This is a genomic window from Cutibacterium sp. KB22876, from assembly GCF_059728865.1.
Genome location: NZ_AP040858.1, coordinates 2,143,009 through 2,160,643, shown reverse-complemented (window position 1 = coordinate 2,160,643; position 17,635 = coordinate 2,143,009). Strand labels below are relative to the sequence as shown.

17 protein-coding genes and 2 tRNA genes are annotated in these 17,635 nt (G+C 63.7%); 12 read left to right on the top strand and 7 right to left on the bottom strand.

All coding sequences use genetic code 11. The features are described from left to right. The first annotated feature begins 48 nt into the window (after positions 1-48). Entirely contained in the window at positions 49-1,077 is a 1,029-nt protein-coding gene (ilvC, locus tag AC6I1W_RS09830; protein WP_016667806.1) for a ketol-acid reductoisomerase, read from the top strand. A gap of 84 nt (positions 1,078-1,161) precedes the next feature. On the opposite strand, the gene AC6I1W_RS09825 is transcribed toward ilvC, so the two are convergent. After that, positions 1,162-1,740 (bottom strand): O-methyltransferase, encoded by a 579-nt coding sequence (locus AC6I1W_RS09825; RefSeq protein WP_036976641.1) that lies wholly within the window; start codon positions 1,738-1,740, stop codon positions 1,162-1,164. A gap of 100 nt (positions 1,741-1,840) precedes the next feature. Further along, positions 1,841-2,899 (bottom strand): 3-isopropylmalate dehydrogenase, encoded by a 1,059-nt coding sequence (locus AC6I1W_RS09820; RefSeq protein ID WP_065674039.1) that lies wholly within the window; start codon positions 2,897-2,899, stop codon positions 1,841-1,843. 89 nt (positions 2,900-2,988) lie between these two features. On the opposite strand from AC6I1W_RS09820, the gene AC6I1W_RS09815 reads away from it, so the two are divergent. Further along, positions 2,989-4,080, top strand: coding sequence for a branched-chain amino acid aminotransferase (locus AC6I1W_RS09815; RefSeq protein ID WP_493537009.1), 1,092 nt, complete (start codon positions 2,989-2,991; stop codon positions 4,078-4,080). Positions 4,081-4,191: 111 nt separating this feature from the next. On the opposite strand, the gene AC6I1W_RS09810 is transcribed toward AC6I1W_RS09815, so the two are convergent. Continuing rightward, a complete protein-coding gene (locus AC6I1W_RS09810) occupies positions 4,192-5,475 on the bottom strand; it encodes a thymidine phosphorylase (protein WP_065674040.1) in 1,284 nt (427 codons plus the stop codon). Between the two features lie 82 nt (positions 5,476-5,557). On the opposite strand from AC6I1W_RS09810, the gene AC6I1W_RS09805 reads away from it, so the two are divergent. The 4 genes from AC6I1W_RS09805 (at position 5,558) to AC6I1W_RS09790 (ending at position 7,677) form a co-directional block, all read left to right on the top strand. Next, positions 5,558-6,358 carry a fumarylacetoacetate hydrolase family protein gene (locus AC6I1W_RS09805; RefSeq protein ID WP_065674084.1) on the top strand — a complete coding sequence of 267 codons (801 nt, stop codon included), beginning with the start codon at positions 5,558-5,560 and terminating at the stop codon, positions 6,356-6,358. Then, positions 6,358-7,320, top strand: coding sequence for a CPBP family intramembrane glutamic endopeptidase (locus AC6I1W_RS09800; RefSeq protein ID WP_270237075.1), 963 nt, complete (start codon positions 6,358-6,360; stop codon positions 7,318-7,320). Before AC6I1W_RS09805 ends, AC6I1W_RS09800 begins: the two co-directional genes overlap by 1 nt. 75 nt (positions 7,321-7,395) lie before the next feature. Next, positions 7,396-7,467: transfer RNA gene (locus tag AC6I1W_RS09795), tRNA-Gln, on the top strand. Positions 7,468-7,601: 134 nt separating this feature from the next. Further along, positions 7,602-7,677 (top strand) — tRNA-Glu (locus AC6I1W_RS09790). A 139-nt stretch (positions 7,678-7,816) separates the two neighbouring features. On the opposite strand, the gene AC6I1W_RS09785 is transcribed toward AC6I1W_RS09790, so the two are convergent. Then, positions 7,817-8,536 (bottom strand): IclR family transcriptional regulator, encoded by a 720-nt coding sequence (locus tag AC6I1W_RS09785; RefSeq protein ID WP_004810977.1) that lies wholly within the window; start codon positions 8,534-8,536, stop codon positions 7,817-7,819. A 120-nt stretch (positions 8,537-8,656) separates the two neighbouring features. Between AC6I1W_RS09785 and leuC the strand changes: the two genes are divergently transcribed. From leuC to AC6I1W_RS09765, 4 genes are all read left to right on the top strand, one after another. Further along, positions 8,657-10,078 (top strand): 3-isopropylmalate dehydratase large subunit, encoded by a 1,422-nt coding sequence (leuC, locus tag AC6I1W_RS09780; RefSeq protein WP_065674042.1) that lies wholly within the window; start codon positions 8,657-8,659, stop codon positions 10,076-10,078. Between the two features lies 1 nt (position 10,079). Beyond that, on the top strand, positions 10,080-10,670 hold the full coding sequence (gene leuD / locus AC6I1W_RS09775) for a 3-isopropylmalate dehydratase small subunit (protein WP_270237071.1): 591 nt from the start codon (positions 10,080-10,082) through the stop codon (positions 10,668-10,670). A 142-nt stretch (positions 10,671-10,812) separates the two neighbouring features. Beyond that, positions 10,813-11,535, top strand: a complete 723-nt coding sequence (locus tag AC6I1W_RS09770) for a lysophospholipid acyltransferase family protein (RefSeq protein WP_171048575.1) — start codon at positions 10,813-10,815, stop codon at positions 11,533-11,535. 48 nt (positions 11,536-11,583) lie between these two features. Further along, positions 11,584-12,681, top strand: a complete 1,098-nt coding sequence (locus tag AC6I1W_RS09765; protein WP_004810986.1) for a D-alanine--D-alanine ligase family protein — start codon at positions 11,584-11,586, stop codon at positions 12,679-12,681. A 9-nt stretch (positions 12,682-12,690) separates the two neighbouring features. Here AC6I1W_RS09765 and AC6I1W_RS09760 read toward each other — a convergent pair whose 3' ends face one another. Then, positions 12,691-13,149 (bottom strand): DUF3515 family protein, encoded by a 459-nt coding sequence (locus AC6I1W_RS09760; protein WP_171048563.1) that lies wholly within the window; start codon positions 13,147-13,149, stop codon positions 12,691-12,693. Between the two features lie 51 nt (positions 13,150-13,200). Here AC6I1W_RS09760 and AC6I1W_RS09755 point away from each other — a divergent pair, with 51 nt between their 5' ends. Next, the gene (locus AC6I1W_RS09755) at positions 13,201-14,163 is read left to right on the top strand and encodes a thiamine-phosphate kinase (protein ID WP_004810989.1); all 963 of its coding nucleotides are present in this window, start codon (positions 13,201-13,203) and stop codon (positions 14,161-14,163) included. A 50-nt stretch (positions 14,164-14,213) separates the two neighbouring features. Here AC6I1W_RS09755 and AC6I1W_RS09750 read toward each other — a convergent pair whose 3' ends face one another. Continuing rightward, complete coding sequence (locus AC6I1W_RS09750) at positions 14,214-14,468, bottom strand: amidase (protein WP_065674085.1); 255 nt, start codon at positions 14,466-14,468, stop codon at positions 14,214-14,216. A gap of 19 nt (positions 14,469-14,487) precedes the next feature. On the opposite strand from AC6I1W_RS09750, the gene AC6I1W_RS09745 reads away from it, so the two are divergent. After that, entirely contained in the window at positions 14,488-16,860 is a 2,373-nt protein-coding gene (locus AC6I1W_RS09745) for an FtsK/SpoIIIE family DNA translocase (RefSeq protein WP_065674046.1), read from the top strand. Between the two features lie 78 nt (positions 16,861-16,938). Here the strand turns inward: AC6I1W_RS09745 and AC6I1W_RS09740 are convergent, their stop codons facing one another. Next, on the bottom strand, positions 16,939-17,511 hold the full coding sequence (locus tag AC6I1W_RS09740) for a DUF805 domain-containing protein (protein ID WP_004810996.1): 573 nt from the start codon (positions 17,509-17,511) through the stop codon (positions 16,939-16,941). Between the last annotated feature and the right edge of the window lie 124 nt (positions 17,512-17,635).

Below are 17,635 nucleotides of genomic sequence, written 5' to 3'. Positions count from 1 at the left end.
CGAACCGAAACACAAGAAGGCCGAAACACAACAAGGAGATAACACACCATGGCAAAGATCTACTACGACGACGACGCCGACCTGTCCATCATCCAGAACCGTCAGGTTGCCGTCATTGGTTACGGCTCCCAGGGACATGCCCACGCCCTCAACCTGCGTGACTCCGGCGTTGACGTGCGGGTTGGTCTGCGGGAGGGTTCCTCGTCGATCGCCAAGGCTGAGGCTCAGGGTCTGCGCGTGCTGCCCATCGAGGAAGCGTGTGAGGAGGCCGACGTGATCATGGTCCTGGCCCCCGATCAGAACCAGCGTCAGCTGTACGCCGAGCAGATCGCCCCGCACCTCAAGGACGGCGACGCCCTCTTCTTCGCCCATGGCTTCAACGTCCACTTCGGCTACGTCGAGGCCCCCGAGGGCGTCGATGTCTGCATGGTCGCCCCGAAGGGCCCCGGTCACATCGTGCGTCGTGAATACGCCGACGGCCGCGGTGTCCCGGTGCTTGTCTGTGTCGAGAAGGATGCTTCTGGCATGGCCTGGGCCCTGACCAAGTCCTACGCCAAGGCCCTCGGTGGTCTGCGCGCCGGCGGCATTGAGACCAGCTTCCGTGAGGAGACCGAGACCGACCTCTTCGGTGAGCAGGCCGTGTTGTGTGGTGGCCTGTCCCATCTCATCCAGGCTGGTTTCGAGACCCTCGTCAATGCCGGTTACCAGCCGGAGATGGCCTACTTCGAGGTCTGCCATGAGATGAAGATGATCGTCGACCTCATCATTGAGGGCGGCATCTCCAAGCAGCGTTGGTCGATCTCCGACACCGCTGAGTACGGCGACTACGTCTCTGGTCCGCGGGTCGTCGACGACCATGTCAAGGAGAACATGAAGGCCGTCCTGGATGACATCCAGACCGGCGCCTTCGCCAAGCGATTCATCGACGACCAGGACGCCGGTGCTCCGGAGTTCAGGAAGCTGCGTGAGGAGGAGGCCAAGCACCCGATCGAGGCCACCGGCAAGGAGCTTCGCAAGATGTACTCCTGGCTGGCCGCCACCGACGAGGGCTACACCGAGGGCAGCGCTGCTCGCTGAGCTCGAGGTTGCTGACAAATGCCGAGGGCCCGTGGACAACCACGGGCCCTCGGGCTGTGTGCAGGAGGTATGATGAGCGGTTGCTCAGCCGCGCGGGGACAGGCGGCAGGCGACGATGGCCGCCATGTCGGAGGCTAGCTGAATCTCGGTGGCATGGACCTTCGGGTGGGTGAGCCACGCCAGCCTGGTGGTGTCGACGATGCCATTGATGTCGCGCGGGGGGAATCCGTGGCTGGGGGGCATGTCGTCGATGACGACCAAACCGCCGACGGCGACAGCCTTGAGGATGTCGTCGACCTCACGTACCCGAGCCACTCGAATCGGGACGGAGAGAAGACCGAAGGGTCCGCGTTCCAACAGGTCGTCCCAGGTGCCCTCGATGATGTCAATGTCGAGGTCAGCCAAGACCTCGCGGGCACGGGCGCACACCGTCGGATCAGGCTCGTAGCTGATGACCTTGGTGCGCTTGCGGGCCCCCAGACGCAGCCAGGCAGCTCCGGCACCGGATCCTGTCTCGCATTCCCCGATGGAACCGTGCACTCCCGCAGCCAAGGTGGCCATGAAACGGCCGGTCTCATTACGGGTGGTGGTGAAATAGCCCATCTCCAGCGCATTGTGGAGGGCCTTCGTCACCGGTTCAGGAATCTCGGGAATGGATAGCACGGGGACATTGTGCCAGGAGGGCACATCCTTCTGGACGGTGGTGGCCGACAACTGGACACAGGGAGCCCCGGTCCTGTCGGGTCAGGGTTCTCGTTGCGGCTCAGAGACGCTCGGCGATGCCTCGCCCGATCTCGCTGGTGGTACGGGATGGCCCCGACGCCCTGGCAGCGATGTCGGCCGCAACAGCCTTGCGGATGCGTTCAGCGTCGTCGGCGTGATCGAGATGGTCCAGGAGCAAGGCCATCGAGAGAATCGCGGCGGTGGGATCAGCCTTACCGGTTCCAGTGATGTCAGGAGCCGAACCGTGCACCGGCTCGAACATCGACGGGTACTCACCAGAGGTGTTGATGTTTGCGCTGGGGGCCAGGCCGATGCCACCGGTCACCGCTCCTGCGAGGTCGGTGATGATGTCTCCGAAGAGGTTGTCGGTGACGATGACGTCGAAATGCTGGGGCTCCTTGACCAGAGCGATCGTCACGGCATCGACGTGCATGTAGTCGGTCGTCACCTGGGGGAACTCCACGGAGACCTCGTCGACAATTCGACGCCACAGCGAACCGGCGTTGACGAGGACATTGTGCTTGTGGACGAGGGTGAGGTGGCCACGACGGGCAGCTGCTCGCGAGAAGGCGTCGCGAACGACCCTCTCAACCCCGAAGGCAGTGTTGATGCTCACCTCGGTGGCAATCTCGTGGGAGGTTCCGGTCCGCACTGATCCGCCATTGCCACAGTAGAGACCTTCGGTACCTTCTCGGCAGACGATGAAGTCGATGGGTCCGGCATCGGTGATCTCGGGAGCCAACGGAGTGGCGGTGCCGGGGTACCAGGTCGAGGGCCGCAGATTGACACCATGGTCAAGCGCGAACCGAAGTTTGAGCAGCAGACCTCGTTCCAGGAGTCCTGAGGGGACCTCGGTCGAGCCGGGAGTGGCACCGACGGCTCCCAGCACGATGGCATCTGCCTTCGAGATCTCGACCAGGGTGGAGTCATTGAGGACCTCCCCGGTGGTCTTCCAGTGCTCGGCGCCGAGGTGGTACTCATGGGTGGTGAAGGTCTCGGTCCCGATCGTCCGCTCCAACACGTGGAGAGCCTGCTCGGTGACCTCGGGGCCGATTCCGTCGCCACCGATGACGGCGAGCTGCATCACGTCGTTCGTCATGGTCGAAACCCTACCTGGATGGTCCACGATGTGATCATGCGATTTCACGAATTGGAACAGAGGGTTCTCCCTCGGTGTAGCGTGTGGCCATGAGTTTGCGCTTTGCTTCTGCTGATGATCTGACGTGGTCCTCCGACGAGCGGATCGCGCTGGAACATGCCACTCCCCGATTTGGTGAGGTTTTCATCGACCACATGGCCCTTGCCACCTGGCAGGCCGGTGACGGCTGGGGAGACGACGCCGTGGTCAATTACCGTGGTCTGGACATCAATCCTGGTGGTGCTGTTCTCCATTACGCCCAGGAGATTTTCGAGGGCCTCAAGGCCTACCGTCACGCCGACGGGTCCGTATGGCTTTTCCGTCCCGACCAGAACGGTGAGCGTTTCGCCCTGTCGGCTGAGCGCCTTGCCCTGCCCAAGTTGCCGATTGATGACTTCGTCAACGCCTGTGTGCGGTTGGCCGAGGTCGACGCCCGCTGGGTTCCTGATCCCGGGGAGGACGGCGAGAAGTCCCTCTACCTGCGTCCGTTCATGATTGCCAACCAGGATTTCCTCGGCGTCGCTCCAGCGACGACGGTGCTGTTCTCCGTGATCGGCTCACCGGTGGGCGCCTACTTCGTCGGGGGAGTGAAGCCAGTGCGCATCCTCGTCGAGCGCCAGCAGGCCCGTACTGCTCCCGGCGGCACAGGCGAGGCGAAGTGCGGTGGCAACTACGCTGCCTCGCTGCGCTCCCAGATCGAGGCTCAGGCCCGCGGCTGCGCCCAGGTGCTCTTCGTCGACGCGGTCGAGCACCGCTGGATCGAGGAGCTCGGCGGCATGAACTTCATGGCCGTCAGCAAGGACGGCCAGCTCATCACCCCGGAGCTGACGGGCACGATCCTGCGCGGTATCACCCGTAGGTCCATCCTCGAGGTGGCCCCGGATCTCGGCCTGGAGCCGGTGGAGCGCAAGCTCGGCATCGACGAGATGCTTGACGGAGTGCGCTCGGGCGAGTTCCCGGAGGTCTTCGCCTGCGGTACCGCTGCGGTCGTCACCTCGATCGGATCCTTCCTCGACGGCGACGACGAGGTGACGGTCGCCGAGCCGACCGGAAAGACCACGATGGAGATTCGTCGTCGTCTCCTTGAGATCCAGTTCGGTCGTGCCGAGGACACTCATGGTTGGCTCAAGCGAGTCTGTTGACCGGCACAACGTCAAAACTGTCCTGACGACACCTGTCCTGACGGCACTGGGGCCGGTTCACCAGAAGTGGACCGGCCCCAGTCGTCGTCAGATGCCCTAGGTGCGATCCGCTCAGGCCGTAATGGTGTCGACGACGATGGTGCGGGGCTGGAAGGACTTCCCGACGGTGAAGGCGTCGATCAAGGCGTCCTCGGCGCGCGAGATGGTGTCGGCGGTATCGGTGAGCAGGGTTGCCAGCGGCTGGCCAGCGACGACCCGATCACCCGGGCGAACGCGCAACATGACGCCGGCGGCAGCCTGCACCGGATCCTCCTTGCGAGCTCGTCCCGCTCCCAGACGCCAGGCGGCCAGGCCGACGGACATCGCGTCGATTCCGGTGACGATGCCAGCTTCGGAGGCGATGACGTCCTGGGAATGGTGAGCCACCGGCAGCGGAGCATCGGGGTCACCGCCCTGGGCGCGGACCATGTCGCGCCAGACGTCCATGGCCTTGCCGCTGGCAAGGACGTCGGCCGGGTCAGTGCCATCCAGCCCAGCGGCCTTGACCATCTGGCGGGCCAGCGCGACGGTGAGGTCGACGACGTCGGCAGGTCCACCGCCGGACAGCACCTCGAGGGACTCGGCCACCTCGATGCCGTTACCGCAGGCATAACCCAGCGGGACGTCCATCCTGGTCAGCAGGGCGGTGGTGCGCACGCCGGCGGACTCGCCCAGGCCGACGAGACGACGTGCCAGCTCGCGGGCGTCCTCCTCAGTCTTCATGAAAGCTCCCGAGCCCGTCTTGACGTCGAGGACAAGGCTGTCGGTGCCCTCGGCGATCTTCTTGCTCATGATCGAGGAGGCGATGAGGGGGATCGACTCGACGGTGCCGGTGACGTCACGCAAGGCATAGAGCTTCTTGTCCGCGGGGGCAAGCCCGGGCCCGGCAGCGCAGATGACGGCGCCGACGGTGTCGAGCTGGGCAACCATCTCGTCGTGGGAGAGGTCGGCCCGCCAACCGGGAATTGCCTCCATCTTGTCGAGGGTGCCGCCGGTGTGGCCCAGGCCGCGGCCGGACAGCTGGGGAACGGCTGCACCGCAGGCAGCGACGAGGGGGGCCAAGGGCAGGGTGATCTTGTCACCGACACCACCGGTGGAGTGCTTGTCGACGGTGGGACGAGACAGCCCCTTGAAGCTCATTCGCTCGCCGGACTCGACCATCGCCGTTGTCCAGGTCGAGAGCTCCTCGTCGTCCAGACCCTGGAAGAACACCGCCATGGCCATGGCGGACATCTGTTCATCGGCGACGACACCATCGGTGTACGCGCGAATGAGCCAACGGATCTGATCGGAGTCGAGGGTCTGACCTCCGCGCTTGGCGCGGATGAGGTCGAGGACGGAGTAGGTGGTGGTCATGCCGGAAAGTATGGCAGGACCAGCGGGTTCCCGGTGCGTGGATGCCCCCGTTGTGTCGCGTGTCGCCATTACTCTTGGACCCATGCGTATTGCCCGGTTTGTCACAGCTGGTTCCGACCCCGCCTTCGGGATCGTTGAACTCGCCGCCGATCACGGAGACCATCCCGACACCATCGCCGGCATCACTGGAGATCCAGTGGCGGCTCCGGTTCAGTACACCGGTGCTCGTCACGACCTCGCTGACGTCCGGTTGCTGTCTCCGGTGATTCCGCGCTCCAAGATCATCGGAATCGGCCGTAACTACACCGAACATGCCAGTGAGCTGGGTAATGAAGTCCCATCCCGGCCTCTGCTCTTCCTCAAGCCCAACACCTCGGTCATCGGGCCTGACGAGGCCATCGTCCGGCCGGCCGCATCCTCGAACCTGCACTACGAGGGGGAGCTGGCCATCGTCATCGGTCGCATCTGCAAGGACGTCCCCGAGGAAAGGGCCCAGGAAGTCATCTTCGGGTTCACCGCGGCCAACGACGTCACCGCTCGCGACATGCAGAACTCCGACGGCCACTGGGTGCGTGCCAAGGGGGCGGACACCTTCTGCCCACTCGGTCCATGGATGGTCACCCACTTCTCCATCGCCGAGGCCTCACACCGACAGATCGTCACTCGTCTGGACGGCGAGGAGGTCCAGCACGGCAACACCGGCCAGATGATCCACACCATTCCCAAACTCATCTCCTACGTCTCGTCCTTCATGACCCTGTTGCCCGGCGACGTCCTCCTCACCGGAACTCCTGCTGGAGTTGGGCCCATGGAACCCGGCCAGCACGTCGAGGTCGAGATCGAGGGGATCGGTACCCTGGCCAATACCGTCGTGGAGGCTTGATGGCGACTCGTGCCGTGTCCCGCCGCTCGACGGTGACCGACCCCGAGCCGCGAGCGGACTACACCCGGGTCCTCGTCGATTCCTCGGCTGGACCGGGCCCCGGTCTGCTCGGTCTCATCGGGCTTTTACTGGGGTATGCGATCATCGTCCCCGGGCTGCTGTACGCCTTCCTGGGGATCGGTTTCCTCTTCGAGCGCAACGACGGGGAAGGGTTCAGCGCCTACTACAAGCGAGCAGCTGGCTATCACACCGTCGGAGGCCTCATCGCCACCCATCTGGCGCTGGCAAGCCTCATCGTCGTGGTGTTGGTGCTGGCGCGGTATCTCAATCATCGCGCGCCTCGGTGGGTGGCATCAGTCCAACCAGGCATTCGATGGCGTTTCGGCCTGCTGGTGGCTCTGGTTGCCGTCGTCGTGCTCAACCTGACCCAGCTGCTGGTACGCGGGGGAGCGGACTCCCATTACACCGTTCCCCGGTACTGGTGGGTGTGGCTGTTGGCGATCATCATCACATCGCCCTTGCAGGCCCTTGCCGAGGAGATGTTCTTCCGGGGATATCTCATGAACGTCATCTCCGGACTGACCTTGAACCTGCCTGAGAAAGCGGGCCGGTGGCTCTCGGTCGTCGGTTCCGCCCTCATCTTCGCCTTGATGCACGGCACCCAGAACGCCTGGCTCTTCGCCGACAGACTCGCCTTCGGATTACTCGCTGGATGGCTCGTCATCGTTACCGGTGGCTTGGAGGCCGGGGTTGCTGCCCACGTCGTCAACAACCTCTTTGCCTTCGGCTATGCGGTCTTCCTGGGAGGGGTGTCGCAGGCTCGCGGCATGACCTCGATGGGTTGGGTCGACGCGGCCTGGGACATCGGCGGATTCCTGGCCATTGCCTTGGCCGGGTGGTGGATCGCGAACCTCATGAGAGTCGCTCGAAGGACACCCCCACGGCAAGGCATTTCGTCCTGATTTGCAAAGTGGGAGGAGAGTTCGTTAAAGTTTCTCGTCGTTGCGCCACTGAGGTACACCGAGGTGGAACGGCAATGGGGTATAGGGTAATTGGCAGCCCGACTGATTCTGGTTCAGTTAGTCCAGGTTCGAGTCCTGGTACCCCAGCTCGGAAGACTGAAACCATGAAGTTGCGAAAGCGACAGAATGATTGCTAAGGTTTTCCAGCCTGGTCCGGAAAGGATGCGGGAACAACAGAAAGAGTTATCAAGACCCGAATTTAACGAGTATTGATGTCCGATGGCCCCGTAGTGCAGCGGCCTAGCACGCGGCCCTCTCAAGGCTGAAACGGCGGTTCGAATCCGCTCGGGGCTACCATCAATCAATGGCCCGGATCCGTCGGGATCCGGGCCATTGATTTCACAGCGGGGAAATGCTGACGCTGCCATTTCCGAGAATCAAGAAGGGGTGGAAGGGAATTCCCCCGCATCCCAGGCGCACACCGGGACGACCGGCCTCACTTGGCAGAGCGCCGCAGCACCTCGGACAGACGCCCTCCGGCAGCGACGACCGCAGGAGCGTGAATACGTCCGGGTTGGCGGGTCAGACGCTCAATCGGTCCAGAGACGGAGACGGCCGCAATGACCTTGCCGGAGGGGGACCGCACCGGGGCAGAGACCGAGGCGACGCCGGCTTCGCGCTCGCCCACCGATTGGGACCAGCCGCGCTTGCGTACGGCAGCGAGGGTGACCTCGGAGAAGGCGGAGTTGCTCAATCCACGACGGATCTTGTCGCTGTCCTCCCACGCCAGCAGAATCTGAGCCGCTGATCCAGCGTCCATGGACAGGATGGATCCCACTGGGATGGTGTCCCGCAATCCGGTCGGACGCTCGGCGGTGGCTGCACAGACGCGGCTGCCAGCCTGACGACGGTAGAGCTGAGCGGATTCACCGGTGATGTCTCGAAGCCTGGCCAGGATCGGTCCAGATGCAGCCAGGAGACGATCCTCGCCGGCTGCCGCCGCGAGCTCTGAGAGCCTCGGGCCGAGAATGAAGCGGCCTTGCAGATCACGACTGACGAACCGATGGTGTTCCAGCGCGCGGGCCAGACGGTGGGCCGTCGGACGGGCCAATCCGGTCATCTGAACCAGTCCTGCCAAGGATGCCGGACCCGTCTCCAGGGCAGCCAACACGAGGGCGGCCTTGTCGAGTACGCCCACACCACTTGATTCGTCCATATGGCGATATTAGCGTTCCAAATCCTGATCGTCGAGTCAGAATGGATCTCGCCAACCGGTGGGGGCTGATGACATGCCACACAACATCGGTGACGAACGACCAGCGAAAGGGAAGACGCGATGGGGAGAACACTGAGCGAGAAGCTCTGGGACGCCCACGTTGTCAGGCACGGACAGGACGGGGAGCGCGACCTTCTCTACATCGACCTTCACCTTGTGCACGAGGTGACCAGTCCCCAGGCCTTCGACGGACTGCGGTTGGCGGGGCGCAAGGTTCGTCGTCCGGATCTGACGATTGCGACCGAGGACCACAACATCCCCACCCTCGACATTCTCCAGCCCATCGCCGACCCGATCTCGCGGGCACAGGTCGAGGCGTTGCGTGAGAACGCCCCTGAGTTCGGGGTGCCGCTGCATCCTCTGGGTGACGCGGACCAGGGAGTGGTACACATCATTGGCCCCCAGCTGGGGCTTACCCAGCCGGGTATGACGATCGTGTGTGGTGACTCCCACACCTCGACCCATGGCGCCTTGGGTGCTCTGGCCTTTGGCATCGGCACCAGCGAGGTCGAACACGTGTTGGCGACCCAGACCCTGCCGCAGGTCAAGCCCAGGACCATGGCGGTGACGGTTGACGGGAAGCTGCCGGAAGGCGTCACCCCGAAGGACCTCATCCTGGCCCTCATCTCCAAGACCGGCACCGGCGGTGGCCAGGGCCACATGGTCGAGTATCGCGGTGAGGCCATCGAGAAGATGTCGATGGAGGGCCGCATGACGATCTGCAACATGTCGATCGAGTGGGGAGCCCGCGCCGGCATGGTCGCCCCTGACGAGACCACCTTCGCCTACCTCAAGGACCGTCCGCATGCACCCAAAGGCGAGCAGTGGGACGAGGCCGTCGAGTACTGGCGCACCCTGCGTACTGACGACGACGCCACCTTTGACGCCGAGATCCACCTCGACGCATCCAAGCTCACCCCCTTCGTGACGTGGGGGACGAACCCCGGCCAGGGGGTCCCGCTGGGCGGGGTCGTCCCTGCCGCCGAGGATTTCGAGGATGAGGTCGCTCGTAGCGCCGCTGCTCGCGCCCTGGAGTACATGGCCCTCACGCCAGGTACCAAGATGCGCGACATCCCCATTGACACCGTCTTCCTGGGGTCGTGCACCAACGGTCGCATCGAGGATCTCCGTCTGGCCGCCGAGGTCATTAAGGGGCGTCACATCGCCGAAGGCACCCGGATGCTCGTCGTTCCCGGTTCGGCGCGGGTGCGACTGCAGGCCATGGAGGAGGGTCTGGACGAGGTCTTCATTAAGGCCGGAGCCGAGTGGCGCGGAGCCGGATGTTCCATGTGCCTGGGCATGAACCCTGACCAGCTGTCACCGGGGGAGCGCTCGGCGTCGACCTCGAACCGAAACTTCGAGGGGCGTCAGGGCAAGGGAGGACGAACCCACCTCGTCTCCCCGGCCGTCGTCGCCGCCACGGCCGTCACCGGACGGCTCTCCAGTCCCGCCGATCTGCCACCCGTTTCCCAGGAGGCCTGAGATGGATGCTTTCACTACGCACACCGGAGTTCCTGTCCCACTGCGACGGGCCAACGTCGACACCGACCAGATCATTCCCGCGAGCTACCTCAAGCGGATCACCCGAACCGGTTTCGAGGACGGTCTGTTCGCCTCCTGGCGCTCCGAGCTGGACTTCGTGCTCAACAAGGAGCCGTGGAGCACCGGCTCGATCCTCATCGTGGGGCCCGACTTCGGTATCGGATCCTCCCGTGAGCACGCGGTGTGGGCACTGCAGAACTACGGGTTCAAGGTCGTCATCGGATCGCGGTTCGCCGACATCTTCCGTAACAACTCCGGAAACAACGGACTGCTGCTCGCCCAGGTGGACCCCGCGGTCGTCGAGAAACTGTGGGACTTCGCCGAGCACAACCCCGGTGAGAAGCTCACCGTCTCCCTCGAAGACAAGACCATCAGCCTACCCGACGGTACGTCCCACCCGTTCGTGATCGACGACGCCACCCGTCAGCGTCTGCTTGCAGGCCTGGATGCCATTGGCGAGACCCTCGAGTACGCCGACGACATCGCAGCTTACGAGGCTCGTCGGCCATCCTTCCTGCCGACGACGGCTTGACCCGTTGATCAACCCACTCATCGATCACCGATGACAGTATCAGTGAGCCGATAGGGTGGGTTGATCCACATCACTCAGGAGGGACACCGTGGCGCTGCCCGCCGTGACCAATCCAGCCGACACCCCTGGTCTCATCTTCCGGATGGGTGTGGGGACGCTGTACCCGCTGGCTCGTACCTTGACGCGGTTCGACCACCACGGTGGTGAGAATCTGCCTGGACCAGGGCCAGCCCTTGTCGTGAGCAACCACGTCTCCAACTACGATCCCATCGTGCTGGGGTCCTTCTTGGTGGCCAATGGTCGTTGGCCGCACTGGTTGGCCAAGAAGGAGCTGTTCTTGGTGCCGATCGTCGGATGGGTGGCCTCGGCCAGTGGTCAGATTTCGGTGGACCGGAAGGGTCCGAATCCGGCCAAGGTCCTCGACGACGCCAAGGCTGCCTTGGACAAGGGCATGACGGTGGTCATGTACCCGGAAGGCACGATCACCGCGGATCCCCTGCATTGGCCGATGACCGGACGAACAGGGGCCGCACGCCTGGCCCTGGAGACCGGTGTTCCCGTTATTCCCGTGGGGCAATGGGGACCCCAGGAGGTCATGGGATACAAGGAGATGACCTTCCCCAAACTGTGGCCGCGCAAGACCATGAAGCTGTACTGCGGGACCGAGGTCGAACTGTCGGACCTCCATGGCCATCACGACCGCGCGTCGGTCCGCGAGGCCACCAATCGCATCATGGATGCCATCGACGCCCAGGTCGCCCGTGCTCGCGGAGAGTTCCCGCCGTCGGACCGTTACGACATGCGCAAGGGGAGGCGGGTTCCCAAGTCGGTTGCTCCTGCGCGGCCAGTCGTCGACCCTCGGTGACGTGATGCCTCGGTAGGGTGGGGTGCCGTCATAGCGAAAGGACCTCACATGAATCGCACCCACGTTGCCGTCATCTTCGGTGGGATGAGTTCGGAGCATTCGATCTCCTGCCTGTCAGCGGCGAACGTGGTAGCTGCGATTGACCGTGAACGATTCGACGTCTCCGGTGTGGGCATCACCCCCGATGGTGTCTGGGTGCGATACGGGGTTGACGAGATCCTTGGCCTGCCCAGCACCGGCCAGCTTCCCGTCGTGGAGGTGGGGGATCGTTCCTTGGTGTCGGTCAAGCAGATGCCGGAGGGTACCTGCATCGTTGACACCGAGGGCAACGCCGATCTCGTCCAGGTGGTCTTCCCAGTACTTCATGGTCCTTTCGGAGAGGACGGAACCATCCAGGGTCTGCTGGAGATGGCCGGCGTGCGCTATGTCGGGTGCGGCGTCGCGGCAAGTGCCAACTGCATGGACAAGCACCTCACCAAGATGATCCTGGCCGAGGCCGGGGTTCTCGTGGGTCCCTATGTCGTCGTCCGTGACCATGAGTGGCGAGAGGACCGCAATGCCGTTCTCAAGGCCGCTTCCCGCTTGGAATATCCGTTGTTCGTCAAGCCAGCGCGGGGCGGATCGTCAATCGGCATCTCCAAGGTGATGAGCCCCGACAGGCTGGAAGCCGCCATCGAGGTGGCTCGCGAGCATGACAACAAGGTCCTCATCGAGCAGGGGATCCGAGGCCGCGAGATCGAGTGTTCCGTCCTCGACGGTCACCATGGTGCCGCCCCTCGAGCTTCCGTGCCTGGTGAGATCGTCGTCCATGACCCGGATGGCTTTTATGACTTCGAGGCCAAGTACCTCAGCGGGGAACAGAAGGCCTCCGTACAGGCCCGAGCCAAGCTCGATGACGAGATTCGCAATCGGGTCCAGAAGGTCGCGATCAAGGCGTTCCGGGTGCTTGGCTGTGAAGGACTCGCCCGCATTGACACCTTCGTGGCCCCTGACGGCACCGTCTACGTCAACGAGCCCAACACTATGCCGGGATTCACCCGCAGCTCGGGGTTCCCGCTGATGTGGCAGGCCAGTGGTATGACGTATGCCCAGATCGTCAGCGAACTCATCGAGCTTGCCCTGGAACGTCCTCTGGGACTGCGCTGATCTGAGCCCTCACTGGCAGGGCTGCACCACTGGCACCTTCTTGACGGTGGCCGACAGGTCGACCAAGGCATCGGCCTCCGGGGCGTACGTGGCAGGAACGGTCACCTCGACGTTGCCAGCCCTCCCGATGGTCGTGAAGCGCCAGCCGTCCTCGATCTGCTCGGCGAACCAGCCCACGTCGTTGATGACGTCACATCGCGACGTTGGTTCGAGTTTGGCGGGCTTGTCCACCCCACAGCGCAGCACTATGCGGGGGCCACCCCAGGTCGCCACCGTCCCGTCATGATCCTCGAGGTTCGCTCCGGCAACCGTCTGTGGCAGATCGGCCATCGCGGCCTGACATCCGGCAGCGGCTGAACCGCTGGGAGACGGATGGGTGATGGGTTCCTCGTTCGAGCACGCTGCTGTGCCGGCCAACAGACAGACAGCCAGCATGGTTGCGCACCGGGTTGCATGATGGATGGGCACGCACTCACGCTAGCGTGTTCTCGACCACCAGCCCGGTACCAAGGAGATCCAATGGCCACCACGACGACCATTTCCCAGGTGGGGGAGTTCCCGCTCATTTCCTCCATCGTCAGGGATCTGCCCATGAGCCAGGCCGTCACCCTGGGACCGGGGGACGACGGTGCCGTCTTTCAGGTTGACGGATCTGTCGTCGTCTCGACCGATGTCCTCGTCGAAGAGGTACATTTCCGTCGCAGATGGTCGACGGCTACCGATGTCGGTCGGAAAGCCGTCGCCGTCAATGTCTCCGACATCGAGGCGATGGGCGCTGTCCCGGTCGCCCTCGTCGTCGGATTCTCCGCGCCCGGAGATCTGCCGGCGTCCTGGGCCCGGGAGTTCATGGCAGGAATGGCTGCCGAGGCCGAGCAGGCTGGGGTGAGCGTCGTGGGAGGTGACACGACCGCTGGACCTGTCATCAGCATTGCGGTCACCGTGATAGGTCAGACAGCTGGGATGGCCCCGGTCCGGCGTGACGGCGCCGTGCCTGGAGACGAGGTGGCAGTCGTCGGTCAGCTTGGCCTGGCTGCTGCTGGACTCGTGCTGCTCGGTCGAGGATTCCGGTCACCGCGTGCAGCGGTCTCGGCCCAACGATGTCCTGAGGTCCCTTACGGGCAGGGACGGGTGGCGGCTCAGGCGGGCGCCCACGCGATGATTGACCTCTCGGACGGCCTGTTGGCCGATCTTGGCCACATCGCAGAGGAGTCTGGATTCGCCATCGACGTCAACACCTCGGTTCTCGACATCGAGGAATCAGTGCGGACCGTCGGCATGGCCACCGGGATGGACCCGCTCGACTGGGTGCTGGCCGGAGGGGAGGACCATGCCTTGGCGGCAACCTTTGCTCCCGGCACCGTTCCGGAGGGATGGACGGTCATCGGGCGGGTCCTTCCGCCCGACCAGGTCGCCGACCCCACGGTTCTCGTCGACGGCCAACCGTGGCAGCGTGAGCGAGGCTGGACCCACTTCCATTCCTGAGATGACCACGGCATTCACATCGCGTTCGAGCGATGACACTCGCTGATCAATCACCTGACTCTCCGCCTGGCCTGTCGGCTGCTGGTGGCCATGGTTGATAACGTCAATGACATGGCGACCCGTGCGTCTTCCCCAGCGCGGTCCCGAAATACGACGGCGAAGAAATCGTCACGTGGCTCGGGCACACGCTCGAACGGAAGCAACAAGAAAACGTCGACCAGCTCGAGGAGCAGGTCGACGCCACCGAGTGCACCCGCTTCCACGAATCCGGTGGCCCGAGCGCTGTCGGCAACTTGGTCGGGTATTGCTCGCGGACTGGGAACTATGGTCCGCGGTATCGGTGGACGTCCCGCGGAGCCTGAGGTGACCCACGACGGTACCGGGCTCATGCTGCTGTTGTTGTCGGCCCTGGTAGCCGCTGGATTCTGGTTCGATCTGCCCGGTGGCTTCGGCAACGGCTTGCGAATGGGGGTGGCGACGATCTTCGGGTCGCTGTCCTACGCCCTGCCGCTGCTCGGGCTAGCCATGATGTGGCACACCCTGCGTCACCCGGCGACCAACGGCACGGGTGGACGCCAGGTAATGGGCTGGGTGTGTTTCTTCCTCGGCCTACTTGGCGTCGTCAACATTGCCCACGGCCTTCCCCGCCCGGATCGTCCTGAGGCAGTCCGCGCCGCCGGCGGCATGCTTGGTTACATCTCCTCGAGTCTGCTGGCTGACCTGCTGACGAAGTGGGTCGCCTTGCCTCTGCTCATCCTCGTGACGGTCCTGGGCGTGCTCCTCATCGTGGGACGCCCCCTCGTTGACGGGGCCGCACGGGTGCGAAACGCCTCTCGTCGCGCGGTGGCCAAGCCTCGTGAGATCGAGTCTCGCCGGGCCTACGACACCCCTCTGGTGACAGACACCCTCGTTGACCACAATCCTGACGAGATCGCCACACAAGAGATGCCCTCTGTCAAGGGTCGTCGTTCCAGGAAGCGCAAGAGCAGCTCCGAGCGCACCGATGAGAGTCTTGACGCGATCTTTGACGCCGAAATCGTCGATGAGCACCCTTCCGACGTGGCCGGGGATTCCTTGCCGCTCGATCTTCCGACCGGGGACGACGAACCTGCCAAGGAACGCACGACTGCCGGGTTGCCGCAGGGATTCACCGTTCACGAACATGCGGACCTCGAACCCCCGGCCCATGAACCGATGCCAGCTCGCGTCGAGCAATTGCAGCTCTCCGGTGACATCGCCTACACCCTGCCGGCCTCTGAGCTGCTCCATCCGGGATCGATTCCGCAGGCTCGCACGGAGGCCTCTGACGCTGTCGTCTCCAAATTGTCGTCGGTCTTCGACGAGTTCGGGATCGACGCCCAGGTGACTGGCTACTCCCGTGGCCCGACGGTGACCCGTTACGAGGTCGAGCTCGGAGCGGCCGTCAAGGTCGAGAAGGTCACCGCACTGAGCAAGAACATTGCCTATGCGGTGGCATCCCCGGACGTCCGCATTCTGTCGCCCATCCCCGGCAAGTCGGCCATCGGCATCGAGATCCCCAACCGCGACAAGGAAATCGTCTCCTTGGGCGACGTGCTGCGCTCCTCGAAGGCTCGCAATGACCACAACCCGTTGGTCGTCGGCTTGGGCAAGGACGTCGAGGGCGGGTTCGTCATCGCCAATGTCGCGAAGATGCCGCACCTCTTGGTGGCCGGTGCGACGGGTTCCGGTAAGTCAAGCTTCGTCAACTCCCTCATCACGTCTGTGATGATGCGAGCGACCCCCGACGAGGTCCGCATGATGCTCGTCGACCCCAAACGAGTGGAGTTGACCCAGTACGAGGGGATTCCTCACCTGGTCACCCCCATCATCACAAGTGCCAAGAAGGCTGCCGAGGCCTTGCAGTGGGTGGTCCGCGAGATGGACCAGCGTTACGACGACCTGGCCGCCTTCGGCTTCCGCCATGTCAAGGACTTCAACAAGGCTGTGCTGGCGGGAGAGGTCACTCTTCCGCCCGGTTCCGAGCGGGTGCTGGCCCCTTACCCATATCTGTTGGTCGTCGTCGATGAGTTGGCTGACCTCATGCTGGTGGCCCCGCGTGACGTCGAGGACTCCATCGTCCGCATCACCCAGCTGGCCCGAGCTGCCGGCATCCACCTGGTACTGGCCACCCAGCGGCCGTCGACCGACGTCTGCACCGGCCTCATCAAGGCAAACATACCGTCCCGGCTGGCCTTCGCGACCTCCTCGATGACGGATTCTCGAGTCATCCTTGACCAGCCGGGCGCCGAGAAGCTCGTCGGTCAGGGCGACGGACTCTTCCTACCGATGGGAGCCTCCAAACCCCTGCGTGTTCAGGGATCCTGGGTGTCGGACTCCGAGATCCACCAGGTCGCCGCTCACGTGAAGTCCCAGATGGAGGCCCATTACCGCGAGGACGTCGCCGCCCCTACCGCCGAGAAGAAGGTTGCCGAGGACATTGGTGACGACATGGAGCTCGTGCTCGAGGCGGCCAAGCTCGTCGTTGAGTTGCAGCTGGGATCGACGTCGATGTTGCAGCGCAAGCTGCGCGTGGGATTCGCCAAGGCCGGTCGTCTCATGGACATCTTGGAGACTCGCAATGTCGTCGGGCCGTCGGAGGGCTCCAAGCCTCGAGACGTGCTGGTGCGCCCTGACGATCTTGACGACGTCCTCGCGAATCTGCAAGCAGAAGCCTGAGGAACCCAAGAACTGAGGTACGCGAGAGGGGTCCGAACAATGTGTTCGGACCCTTTCTGATGTCTGGTGACTGAAGAGTTACTCGGTGACGGGCAGCGGCTCCTTGTCGTAGGACTGCCACGCATTCTCGTCGGAATCCTGGACGAGGTAGACCAGCACCCAGATCCAACCAATGACCGGGATGAGGGAGATGAGCAGCCACCAGCCGGTGTGGTTGGTGTCGTGCAGGCGGCGCACACCGATCGCGATTGAGGGGATGAGAGTACCCAAGAACCAGATGGTGCTCAGGACCGCGTAGAGCCTCGCCGGGTCGTTGGGGGTCCCGTCCATGGCGAAATTGATCGCATTGAGGATCATCTCGACCAGGATCGAGAAGAGGAAGATCCACCAGTACTCGGATCGGGATGCCCGCCCGTTGAAGACGGCGTAATTCTTGAAGAAGAGTTTGACGGCGCGGCCGAAATCGACGTGCGGCCTTCGGTGGTCCTCGCCAGACGGGTCACTGTGATTGGAGTAAGGATCTGGAGCCTGGTAGGGATGAGCGGTCACAGGCTGTCCGAACTGGTCGAAACCGCCTTGCGCGTGGCTCTCGCTGGGCCACTCCGGGCCGCCAAAATAGTCAGGTTGCTGTGGGTGGTTCGGCTGTGTCATGCGAACTCCTTATTCATCAATTGACGGCAGCAATATTCAGGATACCTGAATGGCACAGCACCGTCACAGCGTACACAACCAGACATGCAAAGGTGGTTCGTAGCCGCCAAAACGTAGTACCTGA

Excerpts from the sequence above, each read along its gene's own strand:
- AC6I1W_RS09805 (WP_065674084.1), top strand. The coding sequence starts at position 5,558 with ATGCGTATTGCCCGGTTTGTCACAGCTGGTTCCGACCCCGCCTTCGGG.
- AC6I1W_RS09770 (WP_171048575.1), top strand. The coding sequence starts at position 10,813 with ATGGGTGTGGGGACGCTGTACCCGCTGGCTCGTACCTTGACGCGGTTC.
- leuD (WP_270237071.1), top strand. The coding sequence starts at position 10,080 with ATGGATGCTTTCACTACGCACACCGGAGTTCCTGTCCCACTGCGACGG.
- AC6I1W_RS09815 (WP_493537009.1), top strand. The coding sequence starts at position 2,989 with ATGAGTTTGCGCTTTGCTTCTGCTGATGATCTGACGTGGTCCTCCGAC.
- AC6I1W_RS09785 (WP_004810977.1), bottom strand. The coding sequence starts at position 8,536 with ATGGACGAATCAAGTGGTGTGGGCGTACTCGACAAGGCCGCCCTCGTG.
- AC6I1W_RS09755 (WP_004810989.1), top strand. The coding sequence starts at position 13,201 with ATGGCCACCACGACGACCATTTCCCAGGTGGGGGAGTTCCCGCTCATT.
- AC6I1W_RS09740 (WP_004810996.1), bottom strand. The coding sequence starts at position 17,511 with ATGACACAGCCGAACCACCCACAGCAACCTGACTATTTTGGCGGCCCG.
- AC6I1W_RS09800 (WP_270237075.1), top strand. The coding sequence starts at position 6,358 with ATGGCGACTCGTGCCGTGTCCCGCCGCTCGACGGTGACCGACCCCGAG.
- ilvC (WP_016667806.1), top strand. The coding sequence starts at position 49 with ATGGCAAAGATCTACTACGACGACGACGCCGACCTGTCCATCATCCAG.
- AC6I1W_RS09810 (WP_065674040.1), bottom strand. The coding sequence starts at position 5,475 with ATGACCACCACCTACTCCGTCCTCGACCTCATCCGCGCCAAGCGCGGA.
- AC6I1W_RS09820 (WP_065674039.1), bottom strand. The coding sequence starts at position 2,899 with ATGACGAACGACGTGATGCAGCTCGCCGTCATCGGTGGCGACGGAATC.
- leuC (WP_065674042.1), top strand. The coding sequence starts at position 8,657 with ATGGGGAGAACACTGAGCGAGAAGCTCTGGGACGCCCACGTTGTCAGG.
- AC6I1W_RS09765 (WP_004810986.1), top strand. The coding sequence starts at position 11,584 with ATGAATCGCACCCACGTTGCCGTCATCTTCGGTGGGATGAGTTCGGAG.
- AC6I1W_RS09745 (WP_065674046.1), top strand. The coding sequence starts at position 14,488 with ATGGTCCGCGGTATCGGTGGACGTCCCGCGGAGCCTGAGGTGACCCAC.